This is a genomic window from Streptomyces carpinensis (genome assembly GCF_002154505.1).
Classification (GTDB): Bacteria; Actinomycetota; Actinomycetes; order Streptomycetales; family Streptomycetaceae; genus Streptomyces; species Streptomyces carpinensis.
The window spans coordinates 29,769-48,954 of sequence record NZ_MUBM01000272.1 but is presented as its reverse complement, the minus strand read 5'-3'; the positions used below and the strand labels follow the sequence as shown (position 1 = coordinate 48,954).

General features: G+C 69.3%; 18 protein-coding genes and 1 riboswitch. Of the genes, 3 read left to right on the top strand and 15 right to left on the bottom strand.

The annotated features are described in order from the left end of the window. Positions 1-20: 20 nt before the first annotated feature. From BZY54_RS32715 to BZY54_RS32695, 5 genes are all read right to left on the bottom strand, one after another. Entirely contained in the window at positions 21-1,211 is a 1,191-nt protein-coding gene (locus BZY54_RS32715) for a hypothetical protein (protein ID WP_244217460.1), read from the bottom strand. 50 nt (positions 1,212-1,261) lie between these two features. Further along, positions 1,262-2,305: a C40 family peptidase gene (locus BZY54_RS32710; protein WP_086728940.1), complete on the bottom strand. Its 1,044-nt coding sequence runs from the start codon at positions 2,303-2,305 to the stop codon at positions 1,262-1,264. Between the two features lie 246 nt (positions 2,306-2,551). After that, positions 2,552-3,586, bottom strand: a complete 1,035-nt coding sequence (locus BZY54_RS32705) for a C40 family peptidase (RefSeq protein ID WP_086728963.1) — start codon at positions 3,584-3,586, stop codon at positions 2,552-2,554. Between the two features lie 237 nt (positions 3,587-3,823). Continuing rightward, entirely contained in the window at positions 3,824-5,173 is a 1,350-nt protein-coding gene (locus BZY54_RS32700) for an NYN domain-containing protein (RefSeq protein ID WP_086728939.1), read from the bottom strand. A 60-nt stretch (positions 5,174-5,233) separates the two neighbouring features. Continuing rightward, a complete protein-coding gene (locus BZY54_RS32695; protein ID WP_018567422.1) occupies positions 5,234-5,473 on the bottom strand; it encodes a hypothetical protein in 240 nt (79 codons plus the stop codon). A gap of 157 nt (positions 5,474-5,630) precedes the next feature. On the opposite strand from BZY54_RS32695, the gene BZY54_RS32690 reads away from it, so the two are divergent. Both BZY54_RS32690 and BZY54_RS32685 read left to right on the top strand, forming a co-directional pair. Beyond that, positions 5,631-6,383, top strand: a complete 753-nt coding sequence (locus tag BZY54_RS32690; RefSeq protein ID WP_086728938.1) for a rhomboid family intramembrane serine protease — start codon at positions 5,631-5,633, stop codon at positions 6,381-6,383. After that, complete coding sequence (locus BZY54_RS32685; RefSeq protein ID WP_009188173.1) at positions 6,380-6,661, top strand: Lrp/AsnC family transcriptional regulator; 282 nt, start codon at positions 6,380-6,382, stop codon at positions 6,659-6,661. The genes BZY54_RS32690 and BZY54_RS32685 overlap by 4 nt, the downstream gene beginning before the upstream one ends. Positions 6,662-6,703: 42 nt before the next feature. Here the strand turns inward: BZY54_RS32685 and BZY54_RS32680 are convergent, their stop codons facing one another. From BZY54_RS32680 to ctaE, 6 genes are all read right to left on the bottom strand, one after another. Further along, on the bottom strand, positions 6,704-8,065 hold the full coding sequence (locus BZY54_RS32680; protein ID WP_086728937.1) for an aminotransferase class V-fold PLP-dependent enzyme: 1,362 nt from the start codon (positions 8,063-8,065) through the stop codon (positions 6,704-6,706). A gap of 164 nt (positions 8,066-8,229) precedes the next feature. After that, positions 8,230-8,346, bottom strand: a riboswitch (SAM riboswitch). A gap of 84 nt (positions 8,347-8,430) precedes the next feature. After that, on the bottom strand, positions 8,431-9,495 hold the full coding sequence (gene trpD, locus BZY54_RS32675; RefSeq protein ID WP_086728936.1) for an anthranilate phosphoribosyltransferase: 1,065 nt from the start codon (positions 9,493-9,495) through the stop codon (positions 8,431-8,433). A 154-nt stretch (positions 9,496-9,649) separates the two neighbouring features. Beyond that, a complete protein-coding gene (gene qcrB / locus BZY54_RS32670; RefSeq protein ID WP_086728935.1) occupies positions 9,650-11,287 on the bottom strand; it encodes a cytochrome bc1 complex cytochrome b subunit in 1,638 nt (545 codons plus the stop codon). Then, complete coding sequence (gene qcrA, locus BZY54_RS32665) at positions 11,284-12,342, bottom strand: cytochrome bc1 complex Rieske iron-sulfur subunit (RefSeq protein ID WP_086728934.1); 1,059 nt, start codon at positions 12,340-12,342, stop codon at positions 11,284-11,286. Before qcrA ends, qcrB begins: the two co-directional genes overlap by 4 nt. Further along, positions 12,339-13,148, bottom strand: a complete 810-nt coding sequence (gene qcrC, locus BZY54_RS32660) for a cytochrome bc1 complex diheme cytochrome c subunit (RefSeq protein WP_086728933.1) — start codon at positions 13,146-13,148, stop codon at positions 12,339-12,341. Before qcrC ends, qcrA begins: the two co-directional genes overlap by 4 nt. A gap of 61 nt (positions 13,149-13,209) precedes the next feature. Beyond that, positions 13,210-13,830, bottom strand: coding sequence for an aa3-type cytochrome oxidase subunit III (gene ctaE, locus BZY54_RS32655; RefSeq protein WP_086728932.1), 621 nt, complete (start codon positions 13,828-13,830; stop codon positions 13,210-13,212). 196 nt (positions 13,831-14,026) lie between these two features. Between ctaE and BZY54_RS32650 the strand changes: the two genes are divergently transcribed. Further along, on the top strand, positions 14,027-14,425 hold the full coding sequence (locus BZY54_RS32650; protein WP_086728931.1) for a response regulator: 399 nt from the start codon (positions 14,027-14,029) through the stop codon (positions 14,423-14,425). Positions 14,426-14,541: 116 nt separating this feature from the next. Here BZY54_RS32650 and BZY54_RS32645 read toward each other — a convergent pair whose 3' ends face one another. The 4 genes from BZY54_RS32645 to ctaC form a co-directional block, all read right to left on the bottom strand. Next, positions 14,542-15,807, bottom strand: a complete 1,266-nt coding sequence (locus BZY54_RS32645) for a L,D-transpeptidase (RefSeq protein ID WP_086728930.1) — start codon at positions 15,805-15,807, stop codon at positions 14,542-14,544. 142 nt (positions 15,808-15,949) lie between these two features. Continuing rightward, positions 15,950-16,348: a cytochrome c oxidase subunit 4 gene (locus tag BZY54_RS32640; RefSeq protein ID WP_086728929.1), complete on the bottom strand. Its 399-nt coding sequence runs from the start codon at positions 16,346-16,348 to the stop codon at positions 15,950-15,952. Beyond that, positions 16,345-18,090: an aa3-type cytochrome oxidase subunit I gene (ctaD, locus tag BZY54_RS32635; protein ID WP_086728928.1), complete on the bottom strand. Its 1,746-nt coding sequence runs from the start codon at positions 18,088-18,090 to the stop codon at positions 16,345-16,347. Before ctaD ends, BZY54_RS32640 begins: the two co-directional genes overlap by 4 nt. Beyond that, a complete protein-coding gene (ctaC, locus tag BZY54_RS32630) occupies positions 18,087-19,046 on the bottom strand; it encodes an aa3-type cytochrome oxidase subunit II (protein ID WP_086728927.1) in 960 nt (319 codons plus the stop codon). The genes ctaD and ctaC overlap by 4 nt, the downstream gene beginning before the upstream one ends. Between the last annotated feature and the right edge of the window lie 140 nt (positions 19,047-19,186).

Here is a 19,186-nt window from a genome sequence, read left to right as displayed (position 1 = left end):
CGGACACGCCACCGACGGCGTCACCTCAGTTGCCCGCGCAGATACGCGCGCCACTGCTCGGTGAACGCCTCCAGGGTCGTGCCCAGCACCGTCCTCAGGGCGTCCTCGACCGCGCCCGCGCGCCGGTCGTGTTCGCCGACGGCCCGGTAGAAGTCGTCCAGCCTGCCCTCGCCCCAGTGGGCGGCGATCATCCGGCAGGCCAGCCAGCCTCCCTCATAGGCCTGGGCGAGGTGGGTGGCGTTCCCCGCGAACCCGAAGTCGCGGTCGGCCGGGAGGGCGGTCGGCACCTTCCCCTCGGACACGGCGTGCTGGAGTTCCGGCGCGGCCTGTGCCGGGGTGCGCCCGGAGCGCCGGTAGCCGACCCAGTCGGCGTAGCCCTCGGAGAGCCACAGCGGGGTGGCCGGGTTGGTGTGGGCGCGGGTGGCGACGTGGGTGGTCTCGTGGGTGAGGACGACCTGCCGGCCGAGCGTGCCGAGCATGCCGTACGCGTCGGGGTTGACGATGATCCGGTCCGCCGGGGCCTGCCCGGTGCCTCCCGCCTCGCCGGTGGTGACGGCGGCGATCCCCCGGTAGTTGGAGGCGGGCGAGCCGAGCAGCGCGGCCATGCCGCCGACGGACTTGGGGACCAGGACGACGACGTGGCGGCTCCAGTCGGTGCCCCAGGCGTCCGAGACCGCGGGCACCGCGTGGTCGGCCAGGTCGGCGTAGCCGTGCAGGGTGCCGTCGCTCTGGCCGACCCCGAGGACGATGCCGCTGTGTCCCCGGACCACCGACACCGGGCCCTGGTCCCACAGCTGCTGGCCGGACTTCCGGGCGGGCCGGTCGGAGACGACGTACCACTTCCCGTCGGCTGTCGTGGACAGGGTCAGCGTGCGGCCGGCGGTGACGGGGGCCCTGTCGTAGCCGGTCACCCGGTAGCGCAGCACGGCGTCGGCGGTGGCCCGATCGCCGCTGCGGCGCACCTCGGTCACACGGTAGGACCAGGCCGCGAAGGGGACGGCCTGCAGGTTGGGGTACGGCGCCCGGGTGCCGGTGGCGGCGAAGGCGGCCGGGTCGTGGTGCAGGACGGCGGCCGCCCGCCGGTCGAGCAGCCGCTGCACCTGATCCCTGGCCGTGCCGGCGGCGGACTGGCCGCCGCAGGCCGTCAGCGACGCCAGCAGCAGGCACACCGCCACCATCGAGGATCTCGACACCCGCGTTCGACCAGCCATTTCCCGATCGTACGGCGGCTTCAGGCCGCCGTCAGGACGCCGTTCGCACGTCAGACCCTGGTGACCGACGAGATCGGCATCATGCCGACCGGGTCGTAGCGCACGGGTGCGCCCGGGTGGGGGGCGTGGATGACCCGGCCGTGGCCGACGTACATCGCGACATGGCTCGCGTCGGACCGGTAGACGACGAGGTCGCCGGGCCGGGCCTCGGACAGCGGGATCTGCCGTCCGGCGTGGCGCTGCTCCTGCGAGGTGCGCGGCAGGTGCACCCCCGCCTGCGCGTACGCCCACTGCATCAGGCCCGAACAGTCGAACCCGGAGGGACCGTCGGCGCCCCAGATGTAGGGGCGGCCGAGCGCGGAGCGGACGGCGGCCACGGCGGCGGCCGCGCGGGCGGAGGCGGCCGGGCCGTCGTCGAGGCCGGAGAGGCCGGGCAGGAGGTCGTCGCGGCCGGAGCGGGAGGCACGGTCGTAGGCCTCGCGCTCGGTCGGGGAAAGGGAGTTGAGCAGTGTCCGGGCACGGGCCAGCTTCTGCTCGACGGTTCGCTTGTGGCTGACGACGGCTGTGCGGGCCTTCTCCAGTTCGGTGAGGGCGCGGGTGGCCTCGGCGCGCTCCTGGGCGAGTTCCCGCAGGGTCTGTCGCAGGTCCCGCAGTTCACGGGCCTGGTGCGCGCCGATCCGGTCGAGCGTGGCGGCCTTGTCGAGGTAGTCGGCCGGGTCGTGTGAGAACAGCAGCGCGACGGTCGGGTCGAGGCCGCTGGAGCGGTACTGGGCACCGGCGAGGGAACCGAGCGATTCCCGGAGGGTGTTGACCCGCTGCTGCTGCCGGGCGATGCGGTCCTGGGAGTCACGGACCTGCCGGCGCAGCAGGCCGGCGCGCTCACCGGCCTTGTCGTAGGCCTCGGTCGCGTTCTCGGCCTCCTGGTAGAGGCGGTCGACCTCGGCAGGGGTGCCGCCATGCGGGGCGGCGAGAGCCGGGGCGGCCGGGAGGGTGCCGAGGACGGCGGCCGCGGCGGAGACCACGGTGAAGGCGGCGCAGGCGGCACCGGCGCCCCGGTCGAACCCGGACGGTGCAAGGCGGCGATGGGACCCCACGGGAAGCCGAACTCCCTCCACTGGCCAACACGGACTGCCTCCCCGGGTGCCGGGACGCGGTGCGTCCCGGCGGTTGGGGGAAACGTGGCAGACAGTAGCCGCGCGGACACGCACCGGCCAAAGACGTCGAGGGGTGCACAACGCGGCGCCCCGCCTCCGACACAGGTCAGGGGCGGGGCGCGGGGTCAGCGGGGGTTGATGCGATTCGCCCTTTCGGGCGGCGCTTCCACGTGATCGAAGAGGCCGTCAGACGCGCACGCCGAACTGGAAGGGCATGTTGCCGATCGCCTCGTAGCGCACGACGGCTCCGGTGTGCGGGGCGTGCAGCACCTGGCCGTTGCCCGCGTAGAGACCGACGTGGTGCAGGTCGCCGTAGAAGAAGACCAGGTCGCCGACCTGCAGCTGGCTCTGCGAGTAGATGCGCGTGCCGATGTTGGCCTGGGCCTCGGAGGTGCGCGGTATGGAGACGCCGGCCTGGGCGTACGCCCAGGAGGTCAGGCCCGAGCAGTCGAAGGAGGACGGGCCGGAGGCGCCGTAGACGTACGGGGAGCCCATCCTGCTCTGGGCGGCGGAGAAGGCCGCTCCGGCCCGGCCGGAGGCGGGGGCGCTCTTGCCCATCGCGGCGCGCTCGCTGGCGCGGGTGGCGCGCTCCTGGTCGGCGGCGGCGAGGGCCGCCTTCTCCTTCGCCGTGAGGGAGTTGAGCAGCTTCTGCGCCTCGGCGAGCTTGCCCTGGACTTCCTTCTTCTTCTTGCCCAGCTCGGTGCGGGTGGAGGCGAGGTCCTTGAGCTTCTCGGTGGCCTCGGCGCGCTCCTGGGCGAGTTCGCGCTGCTTGTCCTGGATCTTCTTCAGCGCGTCGACCTGCTGGCCGCTCAACTGGTCGAGCGTGGAGGCCTTGTCGAGGTAGTCGTCCGGGTTGGAGGAGAGGAAGAGCTGAACGGACGGGTCTATGCCGCCGGAGCGGTACTGGCCGGCCGCGAGCGAACCCAGGCTGTCACGCAGCTTGTTGAGGTCCTGCTGGCCTCGGGCGACGTTGTCCTGGATGGTGGAGATCTCCTTCTGGAGCTTCTCCTGCTTCTCCTTGGCCCCGTTGTACTTCTCGGTGGCCTGCTCCGCCTCCTGGTAGAGCTTGTCGACCTTGGACTTGACCTCGTCCTTGCTGGGCTTCGCGCTGGGCGCCGCGTTGGCCGCCTGCGCACTGATGGCGACGGCTGCGGCTGCGGCGGTGGTGAGCACGGTCACACGTGCGCGGCTCGGCTGTTTGGGTCGACGGTGGGACGCCACGGAAGCGAGCTCCTTCTTCTGAGTGATCACCCGCTTGGAGGTTCGAGCCAGACCCTAGTGACCTAGTCGTGATGAATTCAAATCCTCACAGCAAAAAATCCCGTCACACCATGCATTCTTTGCACACAACTCACCAGGTGTGAGGCGGGGTTGACGCAACGTTGCGTGACGGTCCCGCCAATTCGGGCATTAGGCCAGTACGTTGCGATTGATACGTAGAATGCTTTATGTCCGGTTTCAGCCGCGCGAGAGGCGCTTCAGCAGAACCAGCGACGCCACCGGACGCGCTCCCGCCCGGGCGACCCCGTCGGCCACCTCACGATCGGTGGAGGCGACGATGACCGGCCGGCCGGGCGGCTCGGCGCGCACCAGCTGGCGGATCAACTCGTCCGCGGTGACGCCCGGCTTGGAGAACAGCACCCGCACTCCGCGCGGCGGCGCCAGCAGCACCGGCGCGGCCAGCTCGGCCCCGTCGAAGACGCAGGTGACCTCGGCGCCGGTCTGCGCGGCGAGCTGCGAGAGCTGCCCGAGCAGCCTCAGCCGCTGCTTCTCCAGGGGCATCTGGGGATAGCCGGTCTTGGTGACGTTGTAGCCGTCCACGACCAGGTGGGCCTGCGGCAGCGCCAGCAACTGGTCGAGGATCGCGGGGTCGTGCTCGGACAGGGCGCGGGCGGCGATGTCCTTGGGGGTCATCCGGCCCGGCTCCACCGCGTCCACGGTCTCCGCGGGCCGTACGGACACCGGCGGCAGCGCCAGTTCGCGGCGCAGCCCCTGGGCCGCGTCCAGCAGGGTGTCCAGCAGCAGCCGCACCCGCATGTCCTCGACGCTGCGTCCCTCGCGGGCCGCCCTGCGGGTGGCCTCCAGGGCGGCCTCCGCCTCGCCCAGGCGCGCCTTGAGCCGCCGGGTCTCGCTCTCGGCGGCCGACACCTGCGCCTGTGTCTCGGCGCGCACCGCCTCGATCTCGCCGCGCGCCTTGCGCAGCGCGGCCTCGCCACGCTTGACGTCGCTGAGCGCGGCACGCAGCTTGCGGTGCAGCGACTCGGACTCCTTCCTGGCCGAGTCCAGTTCGACGCGCAGCCGTTCGGTCTCCCCGCGGGTCTGCTCACGGGCCGCGGCGAGTTCCGCGCGCAGCCGCTCCAGCTCGGCCCGGCTCTCCTCGTCGGCGCGCTCGGCGTGCGCCCGCTGGGCCTCCTCGCCGGCGGCGGTCACCAGCTTCACCCAGCCCGCCGGGCGCAGTACGTAGGCCGCGGCCGCCACGTCGAGCGGGTCCGCGGCCGGGGGCGGCGAGCCGGAGTCGAGGGCGCCGGACAGTTCCGGCTGGTCCTCTCTGAACTTCTCCCCGACGCGCTGCCGGAACAGTGTGTCGGTCTCCAGCGCCGCCGCCATGGCGTTGCCCGCGAACTTGGCCCGGCGATTGGGGGCGAAGCGGGCGTACTGCCGCAGCTGCACGGGCAGCTCGGCGACCGTCAGCCGGCCGAAGGCGTCGGCCACGATCTGCACGACCCGCCGGCGCACGCCGTCGGGCAGCGGACGGTCGAGCACCTCAGCGGCGCCGTCGGCCGGCTCCCCGCCTCGTGTCTCCACCATCCGTCACCCCAATGCTTGCGGGATCCCCCGTGAGGGATCACCTGTACGGGCCCGCTCCGCTCAGGAGCCGGCGCCCGGCCTGTCCACGAGTTCCACCTTGTCCACGGCGTTGCACCAGCGGCAGCGCACCGACTCGATGGTCTCACTGACCACCTCGCGCTCCTCGACCGTGGGCTCTCCGGCCAGGTCCAGGTGGACGTACTCGACGACCTTCGACGAGCGCGTCACGTCGAAGCGGGTGAGGTTGCCGCAGAGGGTGCAGCGCCACCGTGTCGTGGCGGTCGGCAGGGGAACGGTCATCGTGAACTGTTCGCCTTCCTTCTAGTTTCCGTGACGCGCCGGCTTCCCCGGCGCGCCGGCTCGTAACCCTACGGCCTGGGGGCCACTCGCCGCCCGGGTGTCCACGGCGGCGAGGCGGTCTGCGTTGTTGCGTCCCGTTACGCCATGCTCTGTGCACATGATCAGGTACAGGAACGCGGTGGCCGCCCGGACGGTCAGGGCCCTCAGGGCGGTACGGACCATGCCGGCGCCGGTGACGCGCGCCCTGATCGTCCTGTGCTGCCTCGTCTTCGTGATCAGCCCCGCCTCGGGCCTCATCCCCTCCTACGGCACCGGGGACGCGCTGCTGGTCGCCCAGCGGTCCTACTTCCGGCGCTGGGGGGTGGTTCCCGCCGATCTGTTCTCCGGGGACCCGAGGGCCGCCCTGACCCCCGCGACGGCCCTGTTCGTGCACGGCAGCTGGGTCCATCTGCTCGGCAACATGCTCTTCCTCCATGTCTTCGGAGCGATGACCGAGGAACGGATGGGCCGGGTCCAGTTCACGCTGTTCTACGTCGGCTGCGGCTACCTGGCCCTGCTGGGCTACGCAGGCGCCCACGCCGGCTCCGGGCAGACGCTGGTGGGGGCCTCGGGCGCGATCTCGGCGGTCCTCGGCGCGTTTCTCTACCTGTTCCCGCGGGCGCGGGTGACCAGTCTCTTCCCGTTCCTGTTCTTCCTGCCGCTGCGCCTGCCCGCCTGGGTCGTGCTGCCGTTCTGGGCGGCCCTGCAGTGGCTGGCCGCCGGGCAGGCGGGCCAGGGGCCGGGGGTGGCCTACCTGGCCCACGTCGTCGGCTTCGCGCTCGGCTTCGCCTACGCGTGGGTCCGGTTCGGCCGGGAGACTAGAGTGAAGGTCACCCCTGCTCCGGCCCCCGAGGGAGAGAACCAGCCGTGATCACCGCGATCGTCCTCATCAAGACCAGCGTGGACCGGATCCCCGAGATCGCCGAGCGGATCGCCTCGCTGGAGAGCGTGAGCGAGGTCTTCTCCGTCACGGGGACGTACGACCTGATCGCCATGGTCCGGGTGCGGCAGCACGAGGACCTGGCGGAGATCATCCCCGGGCGGATCAGCAAGATCCCCGGGGTGGAGGCCACGGACACGCACGTCGCCTTCCGCACGTATTCGCAGCACGACCTGGAGGCGGCGTTCGCCATCGGGCTGGACTCCTGACCCGATCGCTCGAACACCGCCTCCCAAGGGATTCCCCCGGGGTCACACCGCCGGTACGCAGCGGCCGTCCTCCGTGCGGTACTGCCACTTCGCGCCGTCCCGCACCAGTTCCCGCACCGCCGTCACGAACCGCTCCACGTGCTCGTCGGGCGTGCCCGCGCCGAAGCTGACCCGGATGGCGTTGAGGGACTTCTCGCCGGGTGCGGCCTCGGGGGCGCCGCACTCGCCCTGGGTCTGCGCGTCGCTGCCGAGCAGGGTGCGAACCAGCGGGTGAGCACAGAACAGCCCGTCGCGCACGCCGATGCCGTACTCCGCGGACAGCGCGGCGGCGAAGTGGGAGCTGTTCCAGCCCTCCACGACGAAGGAGATCACGCCGACGCGCGGGGCGTCGTCCCCGAACAGGGAGAGGATCTTCACCTCGGGGACGCCGGCCAGCCCCTCCCTCACCTTGCGGATCAGGTACCGCTCGCGGGCCACCAGCGTGTCGAAGCCGGCCTCGGTCAGCGCCTTGCAGGCCGAGGCGATCGAGTAGGCGCCGATGACGTTCGGGGAGCCGGCCTCGTGGCGGGCGGCGCTGTCGTGCCACTCCACGTCCACTCCCCCGTCGGTGCGCCGCGTGACCCGGCGGCTCGCGCCGCCGCCCGCCAGGTACGGCTCGGCCCGGCGCAGCCAGTCGGCACGGCCCGCCAGTACCCCGGAGCCGAACGGAGCGTAGAGCTTGTGGCCGGAGAAGGCGACCCAGTCGACGTCGAGGTCCGTGACCGACACCGGGTGGTGCGGGGCGAGCTGGGCGGCGTCCAGGACGATCCGGGCACCGTGGGCGTGGGCGGCGGCGGCCAGCTCCCGTACGGGCCACAGCTCGCCGGTGACGTTGGAGGCGCCGGTGACGCAGACCAGGGCCGGGCCGTGCGGCTCACGGTCCGCGAGGGCCCGCTCCAGGATCGCCACGGCCTGCTCCGGGGTGCGCGGGGCGTCGAGGTACGTCACCTGCGCGTCCCGCCAGGGCAGCAGCGAGGCGTGGTGCTCGGTCTCGAAGACGAACACCCGGCAGTCGGCGGGGATCGCGCGGGCCAGCAGGTTCAGGGAGTCGGTGGTGGACCGGGTGAACACCACCTGGTCCCCCGCCCGGCAGCCGAGGAACTCGGCGACCGTCCGGCGCGCGTTCTCGAACAGGTCCGTGGACAGCTGCGAGAGGTAGCCGGCGCCCCGGTGGACGCTGCCGTAGTACGGCGCGTACGCCGCCACGTCGTCCCAGACGCGCTGCAGCGCGGGAGCGCTGGCCGCGTAGTCGAGGGCGGCGTAGGCGACCTCGCCACCGGTCACGAGCGGCACGGTGACATCTCGGCCCAGAACGGGCAGCGGGGCACAGACGGACTGGTCGGCGGCGATGGTGGAGACGGACATGGGTGAACTCCCGTGAAAGCAGGCGGAATCACCACGCGAGCGGACACGGCTCGAGCGTGGGTGAAGGTGAAAAGGGGATGCGGAGGCGGGGCTCTGCGGCCCTAGCGCATTCGCTTGCTCACGGAAGGCTCCCTCGTACGACCAGGACCCCTGGTTTCGCGAGGGGTCCGCGCTTGCCGTAGACCTCGCTGCCTACGGCCTGGTCCTCACCCGGGGCACCCCGCCACGGACGGAGGGTTGCCGGACAGCCGGCCGGGGCCACATGGCTGTCACTCATGACCTGGTTCAGTATCTTGCCATACGATCTTCGGCGCGCAAGCGCGGTCCGGATCGTGGACCGCGCTCCGCCTCTCGCCCCATGGGATTCAGGCGTTGCTGGCCGCCACCCAGCGCTCCAGCGTGCGCCTGGCCGCACCGGAGTCGATCGACTCCGCCGCCTGCTCCATGCCGGCGCCGATCTGCTCCACCAGCGTCCCCGGACCCGGTTCGAGGGCCACCAGGGCCGCCGCCGAGTTCAGCAGGACGGCGTCCCGTACGGGGCCCTGCTCGCCATCCAGCAGGCGCCGGGCGACCTCCGCGTTGTACGAGGCGTCGGCGCCGCGCAGTGCCTCCACCGGCACCAGGTCGATGCCCACCTCCCGCGGGTCGAAGGCCTCCTCGGTGACCTTGCCGTCCCGGACCACCCACACCCGCGAGGTCGCGGTGGTGGTCAGCTCGTCGAGGCCGTCGTCGCCCCGGAAGACCAGGGAGGAGTTGCCGCGCTCGGCGAAGACGCCCGCCACGATCGGCGCCTCGTGCGCCACGGCGACACCGACCGCCTGCGCCCTCACCTTCGCCGGGTTGGTCAGCGGACCGAGCAGGTTGAACACCGTGCGGATCCCCAACTGCCCGCGGGCGGCGCCCACATGGCGCAGTGCCGGGTGGAACTTCACCGCAAAGCAGAAGGTGATCCCGGCCTCCTCGGCGACTTCCACCACCCGTTGCGGGCTCAGATCGAGGTTGACGCCCAGCTTCTCCAGCACGTCCGACGCCCCGGAGGCGGAGGACGCGGCCCGGTTGCCGTGCTTGACGACCTTCGCGCCGGTGCCGGCGACGACGATCGACGACATGGTGGAGATGTTCACCGTCTTCGCGCCGTCGCCACCCGTGCCGACGATGTCGACGGTGGCGCCCGGCACCTCGATCACGTTCGCGTGCTCGTACATCGTGCGGACGAGCCCGGTGATCTCCTCGACGGTCGCGCCCTTGGCCCGCAGTGCCACCGCGAAGCCGGCGATCTGCGCGTCCGTCGCCTCACCGGCCATGATCCGGTCCATGGCCCAGGCGGTGTCGTCGGCGGCCAGGTTCCGGCCCTCCAGCAGTCCGTTCAGCACCCGGGGCCAGGAACGGCCCGCCGCGGTGTCGCCTCCAGCGGGGTTCACAGCGCTCATATGCCGCTCCTGGGTGTGGGTCGGGTGTCCCGGACTGCGGGACTTCAGGTCTCGAACGCCTCCACCCTATCCAGCCCACGGGCACGGCGAAGGGCCCCGTCCGGGGTTCGGACGGGGCCCTTCGACCGTGGCGTGGCGACGCTCGAATCAGTGATCAGTGGTGGCCGTGGCCGCTCGTGATCTCCTTGTACTCCTCGACGGTCGGCTTCGAGATCTGGCCGTCCTCGCCGTAGTACGCGCTGCTGAGCTTGGCGCGCAGCTTCTGCGTGCCCCCGACCTTGCGCTCGACGCCGTTCTCGTCGACCGTCGGGCCGATCTCGACCGGCTCGTACTGGTGGTGGGCCGTGAGCGTGTACAGCTGCTCCTGGCTGAGCGGCTCGTGCACCTCGATGAACTCACCGTGCGGCAGGCGCTTGATGATGCCCGACTCACGGCCGTGCAGCACCTTGTCCTTGTCCCGGCGCTGCAGGCCGAGGCAGATCCTCTTGGTGACGACGAACGTGAGCACCGGCACCACGAAGAACCCGATACGGACGAACCAGGTGATGGCGTTGATCGACAGGTGGAAGTGGGTGGCCCACAGGTCGTTTCCACCGCCGACCAGCAGTACGAAGTACCAGGCGATCCAGGCGGCACCGAAGGCGGTACGGGTCGGGACGTTGCGCGGGCGGTCCAGGATGTGGTGCTCGCGCCGGTCCCCGGTGACCCAGGCCTCGAGGAACGGGTAGACCGCGATCGCGACCAGCACCAGCGGGAAGATCATCAGAGGGATGAACACACCCAGCACGAGCGTGTGGCCCGCGAAGTTGATCTCCCAGCCCGGCATCGTACGGATCAGGCCCTCGGAGAAGCCCATGTACCAGTCCGGCTGGGCGCCGGTGGACACCTGGTCCGGACGGTAGGGGCCGATCGCCCAGATCGGGTTGATCTGCGCGATCGCCGCGACGGCCGTGATGGCACCGAAGACCAGGAAGAAGAAGCCTCCGGCCTTGGCCATGTAGACCGGCAGCAACGGCATGCCGACGACGTTGTTGTTGGTCTTTCCGGGACCCGCGAACTGCGTGTGCTTGTGGTAGAAGACCAGGATCAGGTGGCCGACCACCAGGCCGAGCATGATGCCCGGCAGCAGCAGGATGTGGATCGAGTAGAACCGGGCCACGAAGTCGTGACCGGGGAACTCGCCGCCGAAGAGGAAGTACGAGATGTACGTGCCGATGATCGGCACGGACAGGATCGCGCCCTCCATGAAGCGGACACCGGTGCCGGAGAGCAGGTCGTCCGGGAGCGAGTAGCCGGTGAAGCCGGTGAACATGCCCAGGACGAACAGCAGGAAGCCGAACATCCAGTTGATCTCACGCGGCTTGCGGAACGCGCCGGTGAAGAACACACGCATCATGTGCACGAACATGCCGGCCAGGAAGATCAGCGCGGCCCAGTGGTGGATCTGCCGGATGAGCAGACCACCGCGCACCTCGAAGGAGATGTGCAGGGTCGAGTTGAACGCCTCGCTCATCAGCTGTCCCTGGAGCGGGACGTAGCTGCCGTGGTACACCACCTCGTTCATCGACGGGTGGAAGAACAGCGTCAGATACACACCCGTGAGGATGATGATCAGGAAGCTGTAGAGGCAGACCTCACCCAACATGAACGACCAGTGGTCGGGGAAGATCTTGCGCATGTTCGCCTTGGCCAGGCTGTAGATGCCCAGCCGGCCGTCGACCCAGTCGGCGACCTTCTCGCCGGCCGGTTCCTTCCCGCGCGAGCGGGTCGTGTTGCTCGCTGTAGTACTCATCCGCGCTCCCAGAATGCAGGACCGACGGGCTCCTCGAAGTCGCCGAGCGCCTGGAGGTAACCCTCGCTGTCCACGCCGATGCGCAGCTGCGGCAGGGCGTGACCGGCGGGGCCGAAGATCACTCGGGCACCGTCGGAGAGGTCGAAGGTGGACTGGTGGCACGGGCACAGCACGTGGTGCGTCTGCTGCTCGTACAGGGAGATCGGGCAGCCGACGTGGGTGCAGATCTTGGAGTACGCCACGATGCCCTGGTGCGACCACTCCAGCTCGCGCTTGTCCTTGATGTTGTCCGGCTGCAGCCGGACGATCATCAGGGCCGCCTTGGCGATCTCGGTCTGGAAGTCCTCGTTCGTCTCCTCCAGGCCGTCGGGCTTGGCGAAGGTGAGCGAACCGACGGCGACATCCTCGGGACGCAGCGGCAGGTTGGTGTTCATGTTGACCAGGCGCTTGCCCTTGGCCCACAGCGTGTGGCGGAGCGTCTCCTTGGGCAGCGGGCCCAGGTCGCGCAGCAGGAACAGGCCGGACAGCGGCACCAGCGTCAGCGCACCCAGCATGGTGTTGCGGATCAGCGGACGGCGGCCGATCGCGGACTCCTTGGCGCCCTGCTTGAAGTCGGCGTGGACCTTGGCGCGGACCTCGGGGGACGCCTCGATCGGGTGACGCTCGTCGGCGATCTCCGCGTCGGACATCAGGGTGCGGGCCCAGTGGACCGCGCCCGCGCCGATGCAGAACAGCGCCACGCCGAGGGTCAGGCCCAGCGCGAAGTTCATCGCGCTGAGGTGCCCGATCGGGAAGACGTAGATCGACTTGTCGTTCGGGATCGCCACGTAGGAGGCGATGAAGCCGATGGTGGCCAGCATCGACACCGTGAACAGCAGGGCGACGGCGCGCTCGGACCGCTTGGCGGCCCGCTCGTCGATGTCCTGGATCCGGTGCTCGTGGGGCGGCAGGCCCGGGTCGGCGAACGGGTTCTTCTCGTCCGCCACGCCTACGGCGCCGTGCGCCGCGTCCTGCTCTGCGGGCAGGTTCTCTTCTGGAATGTCTTGGCTACTCATGACTTCTTGGCCTTTGCGGTCCGGGCGGCGACCCACACGGCGACGGCGATCAGCGCGCCGAGCCCGAAGATCCACGCGAACAGACCCTCACTGACCGGCCCGAGGCCGCCCAGCTCCAGACCGCCGGGGTTCTGCGTCTCGTCGCTGTTGACCGCGTTCAGGTACGCGATGATGTCCTTCTTGTTCTTCGACGACAGCGTGGTGTCGGGGAAGGAGGGCATGTTCTGCGGGCCGGTCTGCATGGCCTCGTAGATGTGCTTCGGCGCGACGCCCTCGAGGTCCGGGGCGAACTTGCCGTGCGTGAGGGCACCACCCTTACCGGTGAAGTTGTGGCACTGCGCGCAGTTGGTGCGGAACAGCTCGCCGCCCTTGGCGATGTCCGCGCCCTCCGGGCTGTACTGGTTCTTCGTCGGCACGTTCGGGCCGGCGCCCAGGGAGGCGATGTAGGCCGCCAGCTGGTCGATCTCGGCCTGGCTGTAGATGACCTTCTTGCGCGGGATCTGCGCGCCCGGCTGCTGGGCCGGCATGCGGCCCGTACCGACCTGGAAGTCGACTGCCGCGGCGCCCACGCCCACCAGGGAGGGACCGTCAGTGGTGCCCTGACCACCGGTGCCGTGGCAGCTGGCGCAGCCGACCTCGTAGAGCTTCTTGCCCTCCTCGATGGTGAGGGACTGGGCGGAGTCGTCGGCCTTCGCCTTGCTCGCGGGCGCGAACGCGGTGTACAGCCCCCCCGTGGCCGCCAGCGCGAGAAGTAGGACGACGACCGCCGCCAGCGGATGGCGTCGTCGTGCGGAGAGCTTTTTCACGGATTACCCCGGTGTCAGGATCTTCTGCGTCGATGCTTGCGGACTTGGATCGGTTCGTCGGCTACTTGATCAGGTAGATCGTGGCGAAGAGGCCGATCCAGACGACATCGACGAAGTGCCAGTAGTAGGACACGACGATGGCCGCGGTCGCCTGCTCGTGGGTGAACCTCCGGGCCGCGTAGGTGCGGCCGAGGACCAGCAGGAAGGCGATGAGACCGCCCGTCACGTGCAGGCCGTGGAAGCCGGTGGTCAGGTAGAACACCGAGCCGTACGGGTCGGAGGACAGGGAGATCCCGTCCTCCTTCACCAGGCTCGTGTACTCGTAGATCTGACCGCCGATGAAGATCGCACCCATGATGAAGGTGACGATGAACCAGCCCCTGAGCTTCTTCACGTCACCGCGCTCGGCGGCGAACACGCCGAGCTGGCAGGTGAGCGAGGAGAGCACCAGGATCGTGGTGTTCGCCGAAGAGAAGGGGACGTTGAGATGGTCCGCCATCGTCTTCCAGTGATCGGGTCCCGTCACCGATCGCAGGGTGAAGTACATCGCGAAGAGGGCCGCGAAGAACATCAGCTCGGAACTCAGCCAGATGATGGTTCCGACGCTGGTGAGGTTCGGCCGGTTGACCGACGGGTGCGCGTGCCCGGTTTCTACTGTCGTTGCTGTCGCCACGACCGACATTATGTCGGTCGCTTATCCCGCCCTCACTCCGGGGGGTGCCGTTCGGAGTGTCTGTGGGGTGTGCCCAGCCCGTATGGCCCATCGAAGAGGTGTTCCAGGCGGTGTTGACCAGGAGTTGAAGGGAGTAGCATCCGCGCCATCGGTACCCGGAAGTTCCCGACCAATGCTGAGCCTTCTCAAGATGCGTGGAGGAACAATGCAGGCGACCGCCACGGTGCTGGTCTACAGCGACGACGCCAACACCAGGGAGCAGGTGCGGTTGGCCACCGGCCGGAGGCCGGCACAGGACGCGCCGGTCGTGGAGTTCGTGGAGTGCGCCACCCCCGCGGCCGTACTCCGGGAGCTCGACCGGGGCGGGATCGACGTCTGCGTCCTGGACGGCGAGGCCGTGCCCATGGGTGGCATGGGGGTGTGCCGGCAGATCAAGGACGAGATCTTCCACTGCCCTCCGGTGCTGCTGCTCATCGGGCGGCCTCAGGACGCGTGGCTGGCGACGTGGAGCCGCGCGGACGCGGCCGTGACCCTGCCGGTGGAGCCGGTGGAGTTCGCCGCCGCGCTGGCCTCTCTGCTGCGCAGGAAGGCCCTGGCGGCCTAGGGCCTCTCGTTCGGGTCAGGAAGGCCCCAGGGGAGTCGGACGGCCCGTGCTGCTGAGCCTGCGGGCCGTCCGTGGCAGGGCGCGCCGTTCGCCGCGCTCCGCTTCGCTCACGTGCCTCACAGGGTCTGCGGGCGCAGCCTCGTCGTGTCCGTCTGGGGGCTCGTGCCCCCGTTGCCGGAGCTGAGCGCGCTGCCCAGGACCCACTTCGTCCAGGGCATGTTCCAGTCGCCGAAGCCGTTGTTGAAGACTTCCATCGGGTCGCCCTTGGAGTTGACGACCTGGACGATGTCACCCTCGTGGACGTTGTTGAAGAACCACTGGGCGTTGGCGTTGCTCATACCGGTGCAGCCGTGGCTGACGTTCGCGACGCCCTGTGAGCCCACGGACCAGGGGGCGGCGTGGACGTATTCGCCGCTCCAGGTCACCCGGGTGGCCCAGTAGACGGTCAGGTCGTAGGAGTCGCTGGAGCCCGCGGCGATGCCGACGGTGGAGCTCTTCATCCGCACGCTGGACTGCTTTGCCAGCACGACCTTGATGCCGTTGCGGGTGTCGAAGCCCGGCTTGCCGGTGGTGACCGGCATCTGCTTGACCTTCTCGTCGTTCTTGTAGTACGTCAGCTGGTGCGCGGCGGCGTCCGTGACGGCGACGATGCGGTCGCCGATGGTGAGGGTCAGGGGTTTGGTGGCGCCCCCGTACATCCGGTCGCTGATGCGGATGTTCTCCAGGTTGCTGTGCACCTCGATGGTGGTGTGGGCCGGCCAGTAGTCCTTGGGCCGGTAGTGCAGGTGCTTGTCGTCCACCCAGTACCAGGAGCCCTGCACGGAGGGCGTGGAGTTCACCTGGAGGCCCCGCTCGACGATGACGCGCTGGGCCTTGTCGTGGACGGGCTGGTCCAGGTCGGCGGTGATGGGCTGACCGACGCCGTAGGTGCCCGCCTGCGGCCCGAAAGTGACGTTCAGGCGCTTCTGGGAGGTGGGCTTGCTGGTGTCGAAGGTGAGGACCTTGCGGCCGGGTGCGCCGTCGTCGTCCTCCGTGCTCACCGAGACCGTGTAGTGGGCGTCCGCGGCCAGCGGTGAGGTGCTGTGCCAGCGGCTGCCGTCGGCGGCCAGTTCCCCTGAGACGTGGCGGCCCTTGCTGTCCACCGCCGTGACGTCCGTGATGCGCCCGTCGGAGCCCTCTGCCGTGACCACCAGAGGCTTGTCCGGGTCGGCCTTCTTCCCGGGGTCCGTGGGGGCGCTGAAGGAGATCTGGTCCGCCGCGTCGTAGGGATCGGCGGCCAGTGGGTTGCCGCCCGAGGAACAGGCGGTGACGCCCGAGCCGAGGGCGGCCACCAGAAGGGTGAAGCTGAAGACGGCGCGGGTGCGCGGAGTGGTGGTGCTCATGACCTCACGCTAAGTAGCTCCGTCAACTCCGGCACGGTGGGTAGTCCGTACGGGGGAATGTACGAGGGCGTCGTTCGGGCAAAAGAAGGAACCCGGACCCTCCGTCAGGAGGGTCCGGGTTCCCCGGTTGGTTCAGCGTGTGTTACTGGGTGCGGTTCTCACCGCGGTAGTACTCGAAGACCCAGCCCCAGAGGCCGATGAGGATGAGCGGCAAGCCGAAGTACAGCAGCCACCAGCCGAGGGCGACGCCCAGGAAGGCCAGTGCGCCACCGGCGCCGAGGGCGAGCGGCTGCCAGCTGTGCGGGCTGAAGAAGCCCAGCTCGCCGGCGTCGTCCGCGACGTCCGCCTCCTTGTTGTCCTGGGCGCCCGCGTCGACCCGCCTGGCCGTGAAGCCGAGGTAGAAGCCGACCATGATGCTCAGGCCGAAGGCCAGGAAGAGGGCTGTGGTACCGGCCGGCTCCTTCGACCACACACCATAGACGATCGCCATGATGAGGAAGAAGATGCTCAGCCACATGAACATCTTGCCCTGGATCTTCACTTGCCGGCCTCCTTGCCGCCAGCGAGGGCTGCGTTCGCGGAGGCCCCGTGCCCTGCGTTCTCGAGCTGGTCGAGCGCGGCGATCTCCGGGTGGTGCAGGTCGAACGCCGGGGATTCGCTGCGGATCCGCGGCAGGGTGAGGAAGTTGTGCCGCGGCGGCGGGCAGGAGGTCGCCCACTCCAGCGAACGGCCGTACCCCCAGGGGTCGTCGACGCCGACCGGCTTGCCGTACTTGGCCGTCTTCCAGACGTTGTAGAAGAACGGCAGGATCGACAGGCCGAGCAGGAAGGAGAAGATCGTCGAGATCGTGTTCAGGGCGGTGAAGCCGTCGGCCGCCAGGTAGTCGGCGTACCGGCGCGGCATGCCTTCCACGCCCAGCCAGTGCTGGATGAGGAAGGTGCCGTGGAAGCCGATGAACAGCATCCAGAAGGTCATCTTGCCCAGACGCTCGTCGAGCATCTTGCCGGTGAACTTCGGCCACCAGAAGTGGAAGCCGGAGAACATCGCGAAGACGACGGTGCCGAAGACGACGTAGTGGAAGTGCGCCACCACGAAGTAGCTGTCGGAGATGTGGAAGTCCAGCGGCGGCGAGGCCAGGATGACGCCGGTCAGACCACCGAAGGTGAAGGTGATCAGGAAGCCGGTCGCCCACAGCATCGGCGTCTCGAAGGACAGCGAGCCCTTCCACATGGTGCCGATCCAGTTGAAGAACTTCACACCGGTCGGGACCGCGATCAGGAAGGTCATGAAGGAGAAGAACGGCAGCAGCACACCACCGGTGACGTACATGTGGTGGGCCCACACGGTCACGGACAGACCCGCGATGGCGATGGTCGCGCCGATCAGACCCATGTAGCCGAACATCGGCTTGCGGGAGAAGACCGGGATGACCTCACTGATGATGCCGAAGAACGGCAGCGCGATGATGTACACCTCGGGATGGCCGAAGAACCAGAAGAGGTGTTGCCACAACAGGGCTCCGCCGTTGGTGGCGTCGAAGACGTGGGCGCCGAACTTGCGGTCGGCCTCCAGCGCGAACAGGGCCGCGGCCAGCACCGGGAAGGCGAGCAGGACCAGCACCGCGGTCAGCAGCACGTTCCAGGTGAAGATCGGCATCCGGAACATGGTCATGCCCGGCGCGCGCATGCAGATGATCGTGGTGATGAAGTTGACCGAGCCGAGGATCGTGCCGAAGCCGGAGAAGGCCAGACCCATGATCCACATGTCGCCGCCGACACCCGGCGAGTGCACCGCGTCGGACAGCGGGGCGTAGGCGAACCAGCCGAAGTCGGCCGCACCCTGCGGGGTGAGGAAGCCGGCCACCGCGACGAGCGAGCCGAACAGGTACAGCCAGTAGGCGAACATGTTCAGCCGCGGGAAGGCCACGTCCGGAGCGCCGATCTGCAGCGGCATGATCCAGTTCGTGAAGCCCGCGAACAGCGGCGTCGCGAACATCAGGAGCATGATCGTGCCGTGCATCGTGAACGCCTGGTTGAACTGCTCGTTCGACATGATCTGCAGGCCCGGACGGGCCAGCTCGGCGCGCATGAAGAGCGCCATCACGCCGCCGATGCAGAAGAACGCGAACGACGTCGCCAGATACAGCGTGCCGATGGTCTTGTGGTCAGTGGTCGTCATCCACTTCACCACGACGTTACCGGGTTGCTTGCGCCGGACCGGCAGCTCGCTCTCGTAAGAGCCCTCAGCCGCCGCGGCACCCTGAGGTTCGTTGAGGATGCTCACAGGTTGTTCGTCTCCCGGTTCTTCTCGTGGCTCGTCTGCGCGATGCCGGCGGGAACGTAACCGGTCTGCCCCTTCTTAGCGAGGTCCTTGAGGTGCTGCTCGTAGCGGTCGGGAGAGACGACCTTCACGTTGAACAGCATCCGGGAGTGGTCCTGGCCGCAGAGCTCGGCGCACTTGCCCCGGAAGGTGCCCTCCATGTTGGGGGTCACCTGGAAGGAGTTGGTGTGGCCCGGGATGACGTCCTGCTTCATCAGGAACGGCAGCACCCAGAAGGAGTGGATGACGTCGCGCGAGGTGAGGATGAAGCGGACGGTCTTGCCCTTGGGCAGCCACAGGGTCGGACCCGGGTTGCCGTTCTGCGGGTTCCGCGTGCCCGGCGTGCCGAAGTCGTAGACGCCGCCGGCGTTCGCCGGGAAGTCGTTCTTGAACCGGTCCGGAATGGCCGCCAGGTTCTTGTCCGTCTTCGCGTCACCCGTGGAACCGGCGACCGGCTGGACGTAGTTGAAGGCCCAGCTCCACTGGAAGCCGACCACGTTGACCGTGATGTCAGGCTTCTTGGACTCGTCGAGGAGCTTCGACTCGTCGCGGGCCGTGAAGTAGAAGAGCACCGAGACGATGAGGAGCGGGACCACCGTGTACAGGGCCTCGATGGGCATGTTGTACCGGGTCTGCGGAGGTACCTCGACCTTGGTACGGCTGCGCCGGTGGAACATGGCGCTCCACAGGATCAGACCCCACACCAGGCAGCCGACGACCAACGCGGCCGCCCAGGAGCCCTGCCACAGGGAGAGGATCCGCGGAGCCTCTTCCGAGGCCGGGGTGGGCATACCCAGTCGGGGGAAGTCCTTGTATGTGCAACCGGTTGCGGTCGCCAGGACCAGGCCCGCAGTCAGTGCCTGCAGCAGCTTCCGCCGCATCGGGCGCCGCGGCGAGCGGTCGGAGCCGTTGGGACTCACGTAGCGCCTTCCCGAGAGTCTCGCCCGCGCTGTTCGGCTGCGGCCTTCTCGCTGGTCGGTCGCCGCCCTGCGTCGGGCAGGGGTTTGGATGTTTATGCGGACCAAACCCTACTGGACGCCTTCCGGCGGTTCACGGGGAG

Excerpts from the sequence above, each read along its gene's own strand:
- BZY54_RS32715 (WP_244217460.1), bottom strand. The coding sequence starts at position 1,211 with ATGGCTGGTCGAACGCGGGTGTCGAGATCCTCGATGGTGGCGGTGTGC.
- BZY54_RS32700 (WP_086728939.1), bottom strand. The coding sequence starts at position 5,173 with ATGGTGGAGACACGAGGCGGGGAGCCGGCCGACGGCGCCGCTGAGGTG.
- BZY54_RS32695 (WP_018567422.1), bottom strand. The coding sequence starts at position 5,473 with ATGACCGTTCCCCTGCCGACCGCCACGACACGGTGGCGCTGCACCCTC.
- BZY54_RS32690 (WP_086728938.1), top strand. The coding sequence starts at position 5,631 with ATGATCAGGTACAGGAACGCGGTGGCCGCCCGGACGGTCAGGGCCCTC.
- BZY54_RS32680 (WP_086728937.1), bottom strand. The coding sequence starts at position 8,065 with ATGTCCGTCTCCACCATCGCCGCCGACCAGTCCGTCTGTGCCCCGCTG.
- trpD (WP_086728936.1), bottom strand. The coding sequence starts at position 9,495 with ATGAGCGCTGTGAACCCCGCTGGAGGCGACACCGCGGCGGGCCGTTCC.
- qcrB (WP_086728935.1), bottom strand. The coding sequence starts at position 11,287 with ATGAGTACTACAGCGAGCAACACGACCCGCTCGCGCGGGAAGGAACCG.
- qcrA (WP_086728934.1), bottom strand. The coding sequence starts at position 12,342 with ATGAGTAGCCAAGACATTCCAGAAGAGAACCTGCCCGCAGAGCAGGAC.
- ctaE (WP_086728932.1), bottom strand. The coding sequence starts at position 13,830 with ATGTCGGTCGTGGCGACAGCAACGACAGTAGAAACCGGGCACGCGCAC.
- BZY54_RS32650 (WP_086728931.1), top strand. The coding sequence starts at position 14,027 with ATGCAGGCGACCGCCACGGTGCTGGTCTACAGCGACGACGCCAACACC.
- BZY54_RS32645 (WP_086728930.1), bottom strand. The coding sequence starts at position 15,807 with ATGAGCACCACCACTCCGCGCACCCGCGCCGTCTTCAGCTTCACCCTT.